Source organism: Pedobacter cryoconitis (assembly GCF_014200605.1).
GTDB lineage: Bacteria > Bacteroidota > Bacteroidia > Sphingobacteriales > Sphingobacteriaceae > Pedobacter > Pedobacter cryoconitis_B.
Map to the genome: position 1 here is coordinate 56,216 of NZ_JACHCE010000003.1, position 16,955 is coordinate 73,170.

The window sequence follows — 16,955 nt, forward strand, 5'->3', positions numbered from 1 at the left end:
CTATATCCAATTATTGATCTCCGGCAATGCGAACTAATTCAAGGATAAGCGGTAACCAGGAGTATCATTTGAAAATCAGAAATGTGGAGATCTTTGTATAAATACCTCAGCCAGCTGAGACCCTTTTGAATTTGGCCAAACTATTGTGTAATTTTGTGGAAGGAAAACAGCCGTATTTTAAAAAGATAATCAGTCTGTTTTACAAAACTTAACAATTAACTATAAATCAGTCACTTAATAAAATAAATATGTCATCAGTAGAGACTACTTATGTTCCTTTTAAAGTAAAGGACATTTCACTGGCAGAATGGGGCCGTAAAGAAATTGGATTAGCAGAAGCAGAAATGCCAGGCTTAATGTCTTTACGCGAAGAATTTGGTCCATCTAAACCATTAAAAGGTGCACGTATCGCAGGATGTTTGCACATGACTATCCAAACTGCAGTTTTAATTGAAACTTTAGTTGAACTTGGAGCAGAAGTGACCTGGTCATCATGTAATATCTTTTCTACACAAGACCACGCTGCTGCTGCTATTGCTGCTGCAGGAATCCAGGTTTATGCATGGAAAGGCTTGAATGAAGCTGATTTCGACTGGTGTATTGAGCAAACTTTACACTTCGGCCCGGAGCAACAACCTTTGAATATGATCTTAGATGATGGTGGTGATTTAACTAACATGGTTTTTGATAAATTCCCTGAGCTGATTGCTGCAATCAAAGGATTATCAGAAGAAACTACTACAGGTGTTCACCGTTTATACGAACGTATGAAAAACGGAACTTTGCATTTACCAGCTATTAACGTAAATGACTCAGTAACTAAATCTAAATTTGACAACAAATACGGTTGCCGTGAATCATTGGTAGATGCGATCCGTCGTGCTACTGATGTTATGCTTGCTGGTAAAGTAGCTGTAGTTGCTGGTTACGGTGATGTAGGTAAAGGTTCTGCTGAATCATTAAGCTCACAGGGTGTACGTGTTATCGTTTCTGAAATTGACCCTATCTGTGCATTACAAGCTGCAATGGAAGGTTATGAAGTGAAGAAATTCGCTACAGCAGTTAAAGAAGCTGATATCGTGGTAACTACTACTGGTAACTGTAATATCGTTCGTCCTGAGCATTTCAGAGTGATGAAAGATAAAGTTATCGTTTGTAACATTGGCCACTTTGACAATGAAATCGATGTTGCCTGGTTAAATTCTAACTATGGTCATACTAAAATCGAAATCAAACCTCAGGTTGATAAATATACTATCGACGGTAAAGATGTTATTTTATTAGCCGAAGGCCGTTTGGTAAACTTAGGATGTGCTACCGGCCACCCAAGTTTTGTAATGTCTGCTTCATTCACTAACCAGACTTTAGCACAGTTAGAGCTTTGGACTAACCCAGGTAAATACGAGAACAAAGTTTATGTTCTTCCTAAATCACTGGATGAAAAAGTAGCACGTTTACACTTAGCTAAAATCGGTGTTGAATTAGATGTATTAGATCAACAACAAGCTGATTATATCGGTGTACCAGTTGAAGGTCCTTTCAAACCGGAAGCTTACAGATACTAGTCTTTTTAAACCCTTTAACAGGTTTTGACTATATAAAAGGGATGCACCGAAAAGGTCAGCATCCCTTTTTCTATGATTTATGATTACCAAATTCGTCTTCCAGGCTTTCGGTCAGGTCATACATCAGCCACTGCTTATTAGTTACATCGGCAGCTTTACTCTTTAAAAGTTTAATAAAATCAGCCACCCCTACCGGTTCATTTCCATTTCCATGAATCAGCACAATACTGCCGGCAGATGGCTTCTGACCTTTAGCCAGCCAGGCATCACTGCCTATCGGGATAATCCCATAAGCAAGTACTTTATCTACCATCTGCTGATCAGAAACCAGTCCTGGAAATCTGAAGAATACGGATGGGGTCAAACCATGCTGCAGCATAGCCAGTTCAGTACCTAATATCTCAAAATTCATATCTGTCCCAGGTTCCAGTAAAAAATTAGTCCTTAAAGGAGCTGTAGGACTTACATGATGATTAAAAGAGTGGTCTATCCAGGTGATATCAATTTCTTTTTTAGCGACCAGCTCTTTCAGCCAGTTTAAATCATCAATATGGGTTAACATCCACCTCCCGGTAATTGAAAGGGCAATGGGTACAGGCTGTTCAATTTTTGCAAACTCTTTAATCAATGAAGTGAAAATAATACGATCCAGAGGTTTGTGTGAAGGACAGAGATCTATGGTCAGTGTGATGCCCTTATCTTTAGGGAAACCATGCGTCACACCAGCATCCTGTAAAGCAATAGCTTGTCTGGCAGCAGCCGAATATGCTTTAAAATAGGCCGTCTGCTGAAAATAAGTTTTCGCATTCTCCCAGCTCATTTGTTTGAAACCGACACCCGAAGCAGGTAATAATTCTGTTGACAGCGTTTGAGGGTTCACGGTCAGATAAACTAACTGCTCATCTTTTTCCATTTTACGGATCACCAAAAGTTCAGCGTCTTTCACTTTAGCAACCCCGGTATAGACTGTGTAATTTTTAATTACCTGCTGTGCCACACAGACAGCTGACTCAAAAAACAGAAAACAACAAATAATTACACTTAATGTTAACCTGTTTACAATAATATTATACCTCTTCATCATTTATGGATTATCTTTGTACATGGCAAAACTATCAGTAAATATCAATAAAATAGCCACGTTACGCAACAGTCGCGGGGGAAACAATCCAGATCTGGTTAAGGTAGCACTTGACTGTGAACGTTTTGGTGCGGAAGGAATCACTGTACATCCAAGACCTGATGAACGACATATCCGTTATCAGGATGTATTCGATCTTAAAACAGCCATTTCAACAGAATTCAATATAGAAGGTAACTGCAGAGAACAAAAATTCATTGACCTTGTACTGGCAAACAAGCCTGCACAGGTTACACTGGTACCGGATACTGAAGGACAGATCACTTCCAATCATGGATGGGATACGATTAAACATCAGGCCTATCTTAAAGAAATGGTACAGCTGTTTCAAAAAGAAGGTATCAGAGTTTCTATTTTCACAGATCCGGTAAGAGAAATTATCGAAGCTGCACAAACTACAGGAACAAACCGTATAGAACTTTATACAGAATTTTATGCAGCTAATTATTCAAAAGATCCGCTTAAAGCAATAACGCCTTATACACAAGCAGCACATACAGCCAATAAATTAGGTTTAGGGATCAATGCAGGACATGATCTTGATCTGCATAACCTGAAATATTTTGCCGATAACATCCCTAATCTACTGGAAGTTTCTATCGGCCATGCTTTAATCAGCGATGCACTGTATTTAGGCCTTGAAAACACCATTCAGCTATATCTGAAACAATTGTAGAATATATTTAGTTCAGGCCATTCCATTGGAATAAAACTGAATTTTTAATACCTTTGCGCAAATTTATTGTTAACCGTCATGAGTTTAAACATCCATTACAAAGAAGACTTTAAAAACCGCCATATTGCTCCAAATCCGGAGGATACTGCGGCGATGTTAAGCACCCTTGGTCTGGGTTCTGTTGCCGAATTGATCGAACAAACTGTTCCTCAAAAAATCAGGTTAAAACAGCCCCTTAACTTACCTGCAGCGAAGTCTGAAAAAGAATACCTGGAAAGCCTTAGACAAACGGCTTCTCTAAACAAGGTTTTCAAATCTTATATCGGACAAGGATATTATGACACCACGACTCCAGGAGTGATTCTGAGAAATGTGATGGAGAATCCAGGATGGTATACTCAATATACTCCATATCAGGCTGAAATTGCACAAGGCCGCTTACAGGCTTTACTGAATTTTCAAACTATGGTCATTGACCTGACAGGTATGGAAATTGCAAATGCTTCATTGTTAGATGAAGGTACTGCAGCTGCCGAGGCTATGTTTATGCAATTCAGTTTGCGTAAAAACCAGCAGGCAAGAAAATTCTTTGTTTCAGAATTATTATTCGCACAAACTATAGATATCTTAAAAACCCGTGCAAATCCTTTCGGAATTGAACTGGTAATCGGTGATCACCAGACATTCGGGGCTACTGAAGATTTCTTTGGTGCTATCGTTCAGTATCCTGCTGGAAACGGCCAGGTATTTAACTACGCTTCATTTGCTGAAAAAGCACATGCTAAAAACGTTAAATTAACTGTTGTAGCTGATATTTTAAGTTTAACCTTGTTAACACCTCCCGGAGAATGGGGAGCTGATATCGTTGTAGGTACTACACAACGTTTTGGTGTACCAATGGGCTTTGGTGGTCCTCATGCTGCATTTTTCGCTACTAAGGATGAATACAAACGTTCTATTCCAGGCAGAATCATCGGTGTAACAATCGATAGTCATAACAACTACGCTTTACGTATGGCGCTGCAAACAAGAGAGCAGCACATCCGCAGAGATAAAGCAACATCAAATATTTGTACTGCACAGGCTTTACTGGCTATTATGGCTGGTTTCTATGCGGTATATCATGGCCCGAAAGGTCTTAAATTAATTGCTGAAAGAACTCACGGTTTAGCGGTAGCACTTTCACAATCCATTGAGCAAATCGGCTATAAACAATTAAACGACGTTTATTTTGACACTATCCGTGTTGATTTAGGAGATTTAAAAGATTCAATCCACAAAGAATGTATTGATAACGAAATCAACCTGAACTACAACGGTACTGTAGCAACGATTGCATTAGATGAAACGACTTCTATTGCAGACATTAAATTACTGAACAAAATCTTTTCTAAAGTAAAAGGCATCTCTGCTGACAGCGTTGAGCTGGCTGAAGAAAAAAACATTGAGACCGTAATCCCTGCTGCACAACAACGTACCTCAGCTTATTTAACTCACCCGGTATTTAATTCGCATCATTCAGAACATGAAATGCTGCGTTATATTAAATCTCTGGAGGCAAAAGATCTTTCTCTTTGTCACTCTATGATTGCTTTAGGTTCATGTACCATGAAATTAAATGCAACTACAGAAATGATTCCTGTGACCTGGCCTGAATTTGGCAGGGTCCACCCATTTGCTCCGGCAGATCAGGTAGCTGGTTATTATACTGTATTTAATGAGATTGACCGCTGGTTAAGTGAAATTACTGGTTTTGCAGCAATGAGCTTACAGCCAAATGCTGGTGCTCAGGGTGAATATGCTGGCTTAATGGTTATCAGAGCTTATCATCAGGACCGTGGTGACGATCAGCGTAATATCGCTTTAATTCCTTCTTCTGCACATGGTACTAATCCTGCATCAGCAGCCATGGCCGGTATGAAGATTGTGATTGTTAAATGTGATGCAAACGGTAATATTGACGTAGCTGATTTAAAAGCAAAAGCCGAAGAGCATAAAGCAAATCTTTCATGCTTCATGGTTACTTATCCATCAACACATGGTGTATTTGAAGAAAGTATCATTGAAATCTGTGAGATTATCCATGCTAATGGCGGACAGGTTTATATGGATGGTGCAAATATGAATGCCCAGGTAGGATTAACCAGCCCTGCAAACATTGGCGCTGACGTATGTCACCTGAACTTACATAAAACATTCTGTATCCCGCACGGTGGTGGTGGTCCTGGTATGGGCCCGATCGGTGTAGCTGCTCACCTGGTTAAATATTTACCCGGACATGCTGTTGTTGATATCAACAATGAAAAATCAATTCATGCGGTATCTTCTGCGCCATGGGGTTCTGCCTCTATCCTGATCATCTCTCATGCTTATATTGCAATGATGGGTGGCGAAGGATTGAAAAATGCTACTGAATACGCAATCTTAAACGCTAATTATATGAAAGCGCGTTTAGAGCAACACTATCCGGTACTTTATTCAGGAAGCAAAGGACGTTGTGCACATGAAATGATCCTTGACTGCCGTGAATTCAAAAACTTCGGTATTGAAGTAGTTGATATTGCGAAAAGATTAATGGATTATGGTTTCCACGCACCAACAGTATCTTTCCCGGTTGCTGGTACTTTAATGGTTGAACCAACAGAAAGTGAGCCTAAACATGAGCTGGACCGTTTCTGTGATGCATTAATTGCAATCAGAAATGAGATCACCCAGGTAGAAAAAGGTACACTGGATAAAATTGATAATCCACTGAAAAATGCACCGCATACTGCTGCTAAAGTTACTGGGGACGAATGGTCACATAGCTACAGCAGACAAATTGCAGCTTTCCCGTTAGCTTATGTTGCAGAACATAAATTCTGGCCTTCGGTAGGAAGAGTGAATGATTCATTTGGTGACAGGTCATTAGTTTGTGCCTGCCCTCCAATAGAAAGTTATATGGAAGAAGAAGTGGCTTCGTAAGCATTTCTTATTCCTTTTATTGAAAAGGAGGGTCATTTTAAAAGATGACCCTCCTTTTGTTAAATATATAAATTGTCAAATATTTACTTTACGTTTCTATTTTATATCTTTATATTAATCCTTGTGATCTTTTTATAACCTTAAGCTGATGAATACTAAAATTAACCTGCTGGTAATTGATGATGATGATATCAATATCTTCATTATTAAGAAAATCGTAGAGAAAACAGGCTATGAAGCTAAAATGGTTGCAAAGACAAATGGGCTAATGGCTATTGACTATCTGAAAGAGTTGATAGAAAGTGATCAGATATTACCACATCTGATTCTGATTGACATCAATATGCCAGTTTTAAATGGCTGGGAATTTTTAGATGCTTATGAAAAATTAGGCATTCAGAATGATATAGATATGTATATGCTGTCATCTTCAGTTTATGAGAATGATATTGAGAAAGCTAAAACCTATAAAACAGTAAAAGGGTTTATTTCTAAACCCCTTTCTATTGAACGTTTGGTTGAACTTTTTGAAGGTAAAAGTTCAGGCGCTATACAATCTTAAACTGCCCCTCATCTCCTGGTTCAATAAAGCCTGTAGCTTTACTCTTACCATGATAAAAAAGACAATTCCAATGTTCTTTCACGGCCTTATGCCCAAATTCTTCTCTTAATTCCATGGACTTGCGCCCATCATAGTCATATTTCGCAATAAATTTTTTAAGCAGCTCTTCTGGTTCAGGCAAAACATCACCACCAAAAAACACCATATCTTCTCCATCATCCAGTAACCATGCCTGGTGAAAAGGAGTATGTCCGCCAGTTAAGATATGTCTGATCCCTGGCATAAAATCTCCAGTTTCATCAACAAACTGCAAAGTGGCATTCCGCTGCAGAAAATCAAAAATCTCTGTTCTGTAAGAGGAAGAAGGATTGGTAAACGCCCCCTCCCATTCTCCACGCTGAATAACATAGGTTGCATTTGGAAAGCTAAGTTCCATTCCATTATTTTCTTTATGAACCATACCACCGGCATGATCAAAATGAAGATGCGACATTAAAACATAATCAACATCATCAGGATCAAAACCAGCTTTTCTGATATTTTCATGTAAAATCAATTGTCCCCCGTTGTTACTGTATCCCAATCCGGTGTCCAATACCAATAGCTTATCTCCCAGTTTAACAAGAAAAGGATTGACATTTATAAACAGAGATCCCGGTCTGTCTTTAGGGTTATCTGTCTGAGGATTAAAGGGAACAAATTTTTTGTCGGCTGCTACAGAATAAGAACCTTCATATAAAGTGAAAACTTGCAATGGCGTAGGTATTAGTCAAAAGAATAATTAATGATATATTTACAATCTGCTGCAAAGATAGGTAACCTGCTTGAAATACCTTCATGTTAACGTCATTACCGCTCTTGAAAGGGGCTTTGCAGCTAAAACAAAACAAAAATCAAAAAAACTAAATGAAGAAAAGATGGGTGCAAGCCGTAAAAGGTAAGACAGAAATAACAGATTCGCTTGCACAGCAATTAAATATAGACCTCAGTTTAGCGGAAATCTTAGTCCAGAGAGGGATTACTTCTTTTCAGGAAGCCAAAGATTTCTTTCGTCCGCAACTAACTCAGTTATATGATCCTTTTTTAATGAAGGATATGGATAAAGCTATAGCCAGGATTGATCTTGCATTAGCCGCCGGCGAGCATATCATGATTTATGGCGATTACGATGTGGACGGAACTACTTCAGTAGCACTTGCCTATAGTTTCTTCGGCCAGTTTACAAAAAACATAGAATACTATATTCCTGACAGACATAAAGAAGGATATGGGATTTCTACTGCAGGTATTGATCATGCAAAAGCTCAGGGGATTACGCTGATTATAGCTTTAGACTGTGGCATTAAATCAAATGATAAGATTGATTATGCCAATACGTTAAATATAGATTTTATCATTTGTGATCACCATTTACCTGGCGATGAACTACCCGCAGCAGCAGCTATACTTGATCCGAAACGCTTAGACTGTTCTTATCCTTTTAAAGAACTTGCAGGTTGCGGAATAGGCTTTAAACTGGCTCAGGCCTACTGTCAGACGCATCACCTGCCGGCAGAAAATTACGAACGATATCTGGATTTAGTCATGGTTTCTATTGCTGCAGATATTGTACCTATAGTAGATGAAAACCGTACCCTTGCCTATTTTGGACTGATCAAATTAAATACAAATCCCTGTACAGGATTGAAAGCTTTAATGGATAGCTGTGGTAAGAACAAGGATTTTACAATTACTGATGTCGTTTTCACCTTAGCCCCGCGCATTAACGCTGCAGGCCGTATGGATCATGGCAATCAGGCTGTTAAAATGCTGTTATGTACAGCGGATACCCTTGCAGCAGAACAAAGTCTTTTTATTAACCTGCAAAATACAGACCGTAAAACATCTGATCAGAGTATCACCGCAGAGGCATTGGCATTAATTGATGAGTCTGAGATTCTGATCAATAAAAAAACCACAGTCGTTTATAATGACCATTGGAACAAAGGTGTAATTGGTATCGTTGCCTCCCGTTTAACAGAGAAGTATTACAGACCAACAATCGTATTAACACTTTCTAACGGAATGCTGACAGGATCGGCCCGTTCGGTACCCGGTTATGATCTGTATGAAGCCTTATTAAGCTGTGCAGATTTACTAGAGCAATTTGGCGGACATAAGTTTGCCGCGGGTATGACTATCAAACCTGAAAATATTGAAGCTTTTGCCGACCGCTTTGAAAATATAGTAGCCGCAACCATAACAGAAAATTTACTTTGTCCGGAAATTTTAATTGACAATGAAATTTTATTGACGCAGATAGATGGCAAATTTCAGCGTATTCTTGCCCAAATGGCGCCTTTCGGGCCGATGAATCCTGCACCGGTATTTGTCAGTCATGATGTATATTATACAGGAAGACCTTATATTGTAGGTACAAAACATTTAAAGTTGAGTATTAAACAACAAAATTCCCCTATTTTTGAAACCATTGGATTCGGAATGGCAGAATTTGAACAACTATTACAACCTGATCAACCTTTCTCTATTTGCTATACGATAGAAGAAAATGTGTGGAAGGAACAGAAACGTTTACAACTGAATATTAAAGCAATAGAGATTAATAACCAATCATATAAATGATATTAAGAGCTGATAATCTTATAAAAAAGTACAAACAGCGGACTGTCGTTAATGACGTTTCGTTTAATGTGAGCCAGGGTGAAATCGTGGGTCTGTTAGGACCTAACGGAGCGGGAAAGACAACTTCCTTTTATATGATTGTGGGATTGATCAAGCCTAATGAAGGTAATATTTACCTGGGTGATGAGGATATTACCAAAGATGCCATGTACCGCAGGGCACAAAAAGGAATTGGGTATTTAGCACAGGAAGCTTCTGTTTTCAGAAAACTATCTGTTGAAGACAACATTCTCTCTATTCTGGAGATGACCTCCATGACCAGGGTAGAACGGGAAGAAAAACTAGAAGAATTAATTGATGAATTCAGTCTTCATAAAGTAAGAAGAAACCGGGGGGACCTTTTATCAGGAGGGGAACGCCGGAGGACAGAAATTGCCAGGGCACTGGCTGCAAGTCCTAATTTCATTTTACTGGATGAACCATTTGCAGGGGTAGATCCTATTGCTGTAGAAGAGATCCAGACTATTGTAGCAAAACTCAGAAACAAAAATATAGGTATCCTGATTACCGACCACAATGTTCAGGAAACACTTTCCATTACTGACAGAGCTTATTTATTATTTGAAGGCAAAATACTGGAGTCTGGTACTCCGGAAGTTCTTGCCGCTAATGAAATGGTAAGAAAAGTCTATTTAGGTTCCAATTTCGTACTTCGCAGTAAAAACTTATAAGCTAATAACATGGCAATTGTAAATTCTATTTTTACCTGGTATATGAAAAAGCGTGTCCATCAGATAGAGCTTTTCATGAAATATCCTATAGATGTCCAGGAAGAATGGTTCCATAACCTGATTTCGTCCGCTGAAAATACAGAGTGGGGAAAAAAATATGATTATAAGTCTATTGAAAACCTGGAACAGTTTAAACAGCGTGTTCCGTTACAAAACTACGATTCTTTAAAACCGTATATCGAGCGGATGCTTCAGGGTGAACAAAATATTCTCTGGCCATCTGAGATTAAATGGTTTGCTAAATCATCCGGAACAACCAGTGACCGGAGTAAATTTATCCCTGTCTCTCCCGAAGCATTGGAAGAATGCCATTTCAAAGGCGGAAAAGACATGATTTCCATCTTCTGTAATAACAAACCATCTAACCAGATCCTGACAGGAAAAGCATTGGTATTAGGAGGCAGTCATCAGATAAATCAGTTAAACGAAGATTCTTTTTACGGTGATCTTTCTGCTGTACTGATCAAAAACCTTCCAATGTGGGCCGAGTATTACAGGACACCGGATATTTCAATTGCCCTGATGGATGATTACGAACAAAAGATGGATAGAATGGCAGAAGCCACCATTAAAGAGAATGTAACCAATATATCAGGTGTACCTACATGGACAATCGTTCTGGCCAAGAAAGTTCTGGAAATTACCGGAAAGAAAAATCTGCTGGAAGTATGGCCTAATCTGGAACTTTATTTCCATGGAGCAGTTAATTTCAGCCCATACAGAGCGCAGTTTAAAGAATTGATCCCAAGGAATGATATGTATTATCTGGAAACATATAATGCTTCTGAAGGCTTCTTTGGTATTCAGGATCAGGTAAATTCGGAGGAGATGCTGTTAATGCTTGATTATGGTATCTATTATGAGTTTTTACCCTTAGAACAGCTTTGTGATGATAACCCGGTCACACTTAGTCTGGGTGAAGTAGAATTGTATAAAAACTATGCAATTATCATTTCTACCAATGCGGGTTTATGGCGCTATATTATTGGTGATACTGTTCAGTTTACCTCTCTGTCTCCTTTCAGAATCAAAATTACCGGCCGTACCAAACATTTTATCAATGCTTTTGGTGAGGAAGTAATTATTGATAATGCTGAACAGGCGATCAGTAAAGCATGCAGGGAAACCGGCGCCGCTTTCAAAGATTATACAGCCTGCCCTATTTATTTCAAAGGAAATGACGCAGGCGGACATGAATGGATTATAGAATTTGATCAGCAGCCTGATAACTTTGAGAAATTCGTAGATATCCTGGATCAGACACTCCGGGAAATTAATTCGGATTATGATGCCAAACGTTTTAATAATATGGCCCTTTGCAGACCTAAAGTCCACAATGCACCAAAAGATACTTTTTATAACTGGCTGAAATCAAAAGGTAAGTTAGGCGGACAGCATAAAGTCCCAAGACTGGCTAATGAAAGAAAGTATGTGGATGAAATTTTACCCTTATTAAGCGCTTAAGGAAAAGGTTGCATAGAGCCACAAGAGCATTTCCTGGAGTCAGTTAATCCGAACAACTGTAAATAGTGCTGATAATAACCAGCCCTGTTTTTCATTGCAGGTAACGCATCACCATGATTGCATTCGATTGCCCCATTGACAATATTGGTTACCATACCAAATCCGGCAGTCCAGCCCTTCGCCTGATCGGCGGCTGAGGGTTTCCATTTCCCAATAATTACATCATGTGCTGAGGGCTTAGTCCCCTGTGGGGTCATCCAGAAATAAATAGCCGTTTCGAAAGCAATCACGGGATCTTTAAGGATCAGGTCAGGATCAGCAAGTAATTTATTTTTGTCCCCGAAAATACAGTCTGAGGCAAAACCATAATTCCCATTATAACTCAGCTGAAGCGGCCCGCGGCCATAATATCTCTTACCTGCTATGGCAGGATAAAATACATTGGCAGCCACATAAGTATTCGTAGTATCCAATTCCCGTTTGAGCATTAAGCCATCATTGAAACGCCCATCCTGTCCATCCCTTGTTTCATGGGCAGCTTGTGCAAAAAAGGCTGCAAGCTCTCTCTGATTAATTTTCTGATCGCTGTGATTACAGAACAAACCGTAATCAATTATAGTACTGGTATATTCTTTTTGCTGCGCCCAGGGCTCATTCCAGTCCTTATCCTGACGAACAACAACTTGTTTTCCTGTATGTTTATCAAATCTGGTGATCTTATAAATAAACGGGCCTCTTTTCTCTATCTGAATTTTTATCTGTGCTAAATTCTGAACAGCCTGTACTAAAGAATTGTAGCTATAAAACTTATTTCTCAAAGGAAAAAGCTTATTAAAAACTATAGGAGAAAGCAATGAAGAAAATGAAACAGGAACTGCTTTGTGAATAGAATTGTTTAATTTGAATGCGGCACTTACAGGAAGCCCGGCACACAAACAGATTAAAAAAACAACAATAAGTTTAACGCTTTTTTGTTTCATCATATTCTTTCAGATTTGAACATGCATAGTTAAATACTATGCGGGTTCTTACACCTGAGAGAACAAAAATTTAATAAATCCCAGGCAAAGTCTAATTATACTCATAATTTATAAAAATGAATAATATTTATACATAAACATACACGGAGCAGTCATTATAAATGACCTATTATTATAGTCATCCAGAGGTTTATCCGGAAGACAAATGGTTTTAGTTCTATAGCTAATCAACATCATATTTATAAAACAACATTTTATACAACAATCAAACCAGTTTTTTGTTTAATACATAATATTATTCTCAAAACTATTTTCCTGGCCAGGCTGAAAACAGATAAAAGGGGTTCTATTATGAAAGAAAACAGATTCTGAAACAAAACTGATGACAAATATTAATACCCCGGACAATATTATTCCCGATAATGATGAGATAAGGTTAAAGAAACTTTATCAATATGAAATTCTGGACACCCATTCTGAAACGGATTTTGATACTATTGCTTTAATGGCGGCCGAAATATTTGGCACAAAGAAAGCTTTTGTAACTTTTGTTGACAAAGGACATGTTTTTGTCAAAGCAAGCAGCAGCAGAATTGAAGCAGACCATATATCAAGGGCTTATGGTCTCTGCTCCCTTAGTATTATGGAAGATGACTTAACAATATTCTATGATACGCATGAGTTTCCTGAATTAATGAAAAATCCATATATCGCAAGGGACGGTGGTGTAAGGTTTTATGCTGCAGCCCAGATCAGAACTGCTGACGGATTTGCGCTGGGGACAGTATGCGTACTTGATGCAGAACCCCGGACAACGGTTACAGAGCATCAGTCAAAAATGCTGCTGCTACTTTCCAAAATGGTTATGGAAAAGCTGGAAACACGGATGATCAATAGGAAAATAGTGAGAGCTTATGACGATCGGCTACATCGCCTTGCACATGATATGAAAAACCCGGTAACTTCGATTTCCCTATATGCACAATTGCTGAGCAGCAGAGAAATGACTAGCGAGAAAGTGTTTTCTATGGCAGCTAAGATCGAAAACTCTTCTAAAGGGATAGAAAAGAAACTAAACAACCTGCTGACAGATGCCAGGAGCGAGAACGCTGCGCTGGAATTAGTTCATGAACCAGTAATTATTACGAATCTGCTTTTACAGATGCAGCAGGCATTTGAACTTTCATTAGCCGCAAAAAAACAAACCCTTATAATCAACAATGATTTATCTGTTTTAATCTATGCAGATAAGGAACGTATTCTTGATGTATTGGACAACCTGTTAAGCAATGCAATGAAATATTCTTATGAAGGTGCCACAATTACAGTTAATACTTCGCTGGTAGAAGATGAACTGATTATTGAATTCAAAGATGAAGGATTGGGCCTGAGTGAAGAAGATAAGAAAAAACTCTTTTTTAAGTTTGCCAAGCTAAGTGCGATTCCCACTGCACATGAAAAATCTTATGGACTGGGTCTTTTCATCATTAAAATGCTTGTAGAAAGTCATAAAGGCAGATTATGGGCAGAAAGTGAGGGTAAGAATCTTGGAAGCTCCTTTTTCATCTCCCTGCCCGTATTTACACAATAGTTTTTACAGGATTCCGGCCATATAAGGATCTGTGATAGACTCTTCACCAGTTTCCACATGTCCGGCGTATTGTCTGCTATAGGTGTTATTTCCGGCAAATACAGTAAAATCATACCAGCCCGAATAGTTTTTAAGATTTAAAACTACTTGTTCTTTACTTCCCGGTTTCAACTGAATTTTACGGGCTGGTTCAGAGGCAGCATATACACCTTGTTTAATTTGTACATCTAAAGGTTTTGTACCTTTATTTTCCAGCAGGATGATTACATTGCCACTAAGTTTCTCTTTCAATAATCCCGATTTCTCTTCCATACAGGAGACACTAAATTCAGGGTCATTTTTATTGCCCTTAAAATGTCTGAAAAATCCATTAGGCCCTCTTAAAAGCAAATCATAGCTTTCAGTTTTGAATTTATTCAGTTCAAGCTGGTGGCTCACCTGATCCCCTGCATTTACCGCATAATCCCAATTTTTACCTGCTACTTCTGCATATGGATTTAAGGAAGTTACATTAAATGCAGCACCGACAGGTTCCAGTAATTGTCCAAAACCTGTTTTTCCGGATTCAAACCTTAATTCTACTGCCGTTTTATCTGAGTTCAGGTTGGCTTCTGCATACAACCGGTAGGGCAAAGCACAAGCCTTTCTTGTTCCTTTTTCCTGTACCGGCATAGCCACAGGAGATGCAGATGCAAATGGTAAATGATTATTGATTGCCGCTATTTCTGCTGGAGTTAATGCATCTGGTGTGACTTGTGCAGGTTTATTCTTCGCATTTTGTATACTGGTAACCACTTCATCTTTTTGCAATGATTTAGGGTTAACTATTTTTTCTCCATTATAAGGTCTGAATACAGAAGTCAGGTCGCCGCAAACCGCTCTTCTCCAATCGCTGATCTGATGGCTCCTGATTTTTTTACCCATCTTTTTACTAAGGAATTTTTCTAAAAATTGCTGTGAAGAAGTATGATCAAATACCTGTGAATTCACATAGCCCCCTTTACTCCATGGTGAAGCAATCAGCATAGGTACACGATATCCTAATCCTATAGGGCTTCCTTTTTTAGATTCCCATTCCACGTCAATATTCATTTTGGAAGAAACTTTTCCTGTATCCTGATCATTAGGGTTAGGCGCAACAAATGGTGGAATATGATCGAAGTAACCATCATTTTCATCATAGGTCAGCACAAAGATTGTCTTTTTCCAGACTTCAGGGTTCTTAGTCAGAATATCAATTGCCTCTGAGACGTACCATGTTCCATACAATGGAGAACTGGTATGGTCAGAGAAACGCTGAGGCGCAACCAGCCACGAAACAGTTGGTAATTTACCCTGATCAACATCAGTCCTGAACTGGTGAAAAATATCATTTTTGGGAATCTCTACAGTTTCCTTAACTCCCAGATCATTGGTATAGGTAAAAGGTTCCAGTTCCAGATAATCACCAGGTATATTGATGTTTGTAGCAAATGCCTTATCAATCAGATTCTTCTCCTTTTGACTTAGCTTATTGTATTTTGCGGTTACCTGTTCGGCTGTTAATATTTCTTTTTTATTGGTCCGGTCTCCATTCTTACGGAAATAAGCAGATAATTTAACATTGTAGCGTTTGATGTATTCCAGCGCATTATCCCCATAATTATCAACCCAGTCACCTACTCTTTTGTCCTGTAAATTGGCAGTCCAAAGTTCATTCTGATAAACCTTCCAGGATACATGATGATCTTCCAGCAGTTCAGGAAAAGTATCCCAGTCTACGAAAGTATTGGAATGTGATTCTGCCTGTGAGTTATCTACAGCAGCAATAGCTTTCCCATTTTGCTCAGGACGGATAGTTCCGGTCCAAAAAAACAATCTGTTTGGCGTTGTACCAGTTAATGAAGAACAGAAACTATGGTCACATATCGTAAAAGCATCTGCTAAAGCATAATAGAAAGGAATATCAGTACGCTCATAGTGACCCAAAGTCATTAAACTCTTAACTGGGACCCATTTATCGTACTTCCCTTTATTGCGTGCAGCAACCTGATCATTCCAGGAATGAGGTAATCCTCCCTGCCAGGTAATTTTGGTCTTATTAATATCAATATGGAATGGAGCAAAGGTATTTCCCGAAGCATCCTGCTGCAGCCATACTTTATTTTTATTAGGCAAAATAGCCGCACGGGGATCATTAAACCCGCGTACACCGCTCAATTTACCAAACATATGATCAAAAGAACGGTTCTCCTGCATCAGGAATACCACATGCTCTGCATCATAAAAAGTAGTTCCCGGATCAGCTTCAATTGCCATTGCCTTTTGTATAGACATCGGAATTACATTGGCTAAACCCGCTGCACCAGAAAACATTGCTGCTTTCTTCAAAAAATCTCTTCTGGAATTCATTATTGTTAATCAAATTATGTGTGTCACTCTTACCCGAAACGCATTTAGGTATTTTTATAATATTATAAATAATAGCTAAAATTAATACGTCTGTAACAAAGATATTGCCCGCATAATTCTTAATTGTAAAGCCTTTGTTAAGCAATAAGAATCAGTTATAAATTTCATTTTAAGACTGATTTCGGTTTGAATTTTAAATGAAATAATT

General features: G+C 38.6%; 12 protein-coding genes. 8 read left to right on the forward strand and 4 right to left on the reverse strand.

The features are described 5' to 3' along the window. The first annotated feature begins 248 nt into the window (after positions 1–248). Positions 249–1,565 (forward strand): adenosylhomocysteinase, encoded by a 1,317-nt coding sequence (gene ahcY / locus HDE68_RS11105; protein WP_183881867.1) that lies wholly within the window; start codon positions 249–251, stop codon positions 1,563–1,565. A gap of 70 nt (positions 1,566–1,635) precedes the next feature. On the opposite strand, the gene HDE68_RS11110 is transcribed toward ahcY, so the two are convergent. Beyond that, the gene (locus tag HDE68_RS11110) at positions 1,636–2,649 is read right to left on the reverse strand and encodes a polysaccharide deacetylase family protein (RefSeq protein ID WP_183881869.1); all 1,014 of its coding nucleotides are present in this window, start codon (positions 2,647–2,649) and stop codon (positions 1,636–1,638) included. 19 nt (positions 2,650–2,668) lie between these two features. Between HDE68_RS11110 and HDE68_RS11115 the strand changes: the two genes are divergently transcribed. From HDE68_RS11115 to HDE68_RS11125, 3 genes are all read left to right on the forward strand, one after another. Continuing rightward, positions 2,669–3,382: a pyridoxine 5'-phosphate synthase gene (locus HDE68_RS11115; RefSeq protein ID WP_183881871.1), complete on the forward strand. Its 714-nt coding sequence runs from the start codon at positions 2,669–2,671 to the stop codon at positions 3,380–3,382. Positions 3,383–3,460: 78 nt separating this feature from the next. After that, positions 3,461–6,346, forward strand: coding sequence for an aminomethyl-transferring glycine dehydrogenase (gene gcvP / locus HDE68_RS11120; protein WP_183881873.1), 2,886 nt, complete (start codon positions 3,461–3,463; stop codon positions 6,344–6,346). A gap of 148 nt (positions 6,347–6,494) precedes the next feature. Further along, positions 6,495–6,908 (forward strand): response regulator, encoded by a 414-nt coding sequence (locus HDE68_RS11125; protein WP_260171749.1) that lies wholly within the window; start codon positions 6,495–6,497, stop codon positions 6,906–6,908. On the opposite strand, the gene HDE68_RS11130 is transcribed toward HDE68_RS11125, so the two are convergent. Then, the gene (locus HDE68_RS11130) at positions 6,895–7,662 is read right to left on the reverse strand and encodes an MBL fold metallo-hydrolase (protein ID WP_183881875.1); all 768 of its coding nucleotides are present in this window, start codon (positions 7,660–7,662) and stop codon (positions 6,895–6,897) included. The two genes, HDE68_RS11125 and HDE68_RS11130, sit on opposite strands and share 14 nt — an antisense overlap. Positions 7,663–7,814: 152 nt before the next feature. Here HDE68_RS11130 and recJ point away from each other — a divergent pair, with 152 nt between their 5' ends. Genes recJ through HDE68_RS11145 form a run of 3 tightly spaced genes read left to right on the forward strand, consistent with a single transcriptional unit; the run spans position 7,815 to position 11,785 of the window. Then, on the forward strand, positions 7,815–9,530 hold the full coding sequence (recJ, locus tag HDE68_RS11135) for a single-stranded-DNA-specific exonuclease RecJ (RefSeq protein WP_183881877.1): 1,716 nt from the start codon (positions 7,815–7,817) through the stop codon (positions 9,528–9,530). Then, the gene (gene lptB, locus HDE68_RS11140) at positions 9,527–10,261 is read left to right on the forward strand and encodes an LPS export ABC transporter ATP-binding protein (protein WP_183881879.1); all 735 of its coding nucleotides are present in this window, start codon (positions 9,527–9,529) and stop codon (positions 10,259–10,261) included. Before recJ ends, lptB begins: the two co-directional genes overlap by 4 nt. Before the next feature lie 9 nt (positions 10,262–10,270). Beyond that, complete coding sequence (locus HDE68_RS11145; RefSeq protein ID WP_183881881.1) at positions 10,271–11,785, forward strand: GH3 auxin-responsive promoter family protein; 1,515 nt, start codon at positions 10,271–10,273, stop codon at positions 11,783–11,785. Here HDE68_RS11145 and HDE68_RS11150 read toward each other — a convergent pair. Then, a complete protein-coding gene (locus tag HDE68_RS11150) occupies positions 11,782–12,768 on the reverse strand; it encodes a chitinase (RefSeq protein WP_183881883.1) in 987 nt (328 codons plus the stop codon). The two genes, HDE68_RS11145 and HDE68_RS11150, sit on opposite strands and share 4 nt — an antisense overlap. A 379-nt stretch (positions 12,769–13,147) precedes the next feature. Here HDE68_RS11150 and HDE68_RS11155 point away from each other — a divergent pair, with 379 nt between their 5' ends. After that, entirely contained in the window at positions 13,148–14,356 is a 1,209-nt protein-coding gene (locus tag HDE68_RS11155; RefSeq protein ID WP_183881885.1) for a GAF domain-containing sensor histidine kinase, read from the forward strand. A gap of 3 nt (positions 14,357–14,359) precedes the next feature. On the opposite strand, the gene HDE68_RS11160 is transcribed toward HDE68_RS11155, so the two are convergent. Continuing rightward, a complete protein-coding gene (locus tag HDE68_RS11160; RefSeq protein ID WP_183881887.1) occupies positions 14,360–16,747 on the reverse strand; it encodes a phosphocholine-specific phospholipase C in 2,388 nt (795 codons plus the stop codon). Between the last annotated feature and the right edge of the window lie 208 nt (positions 16,748–16,955).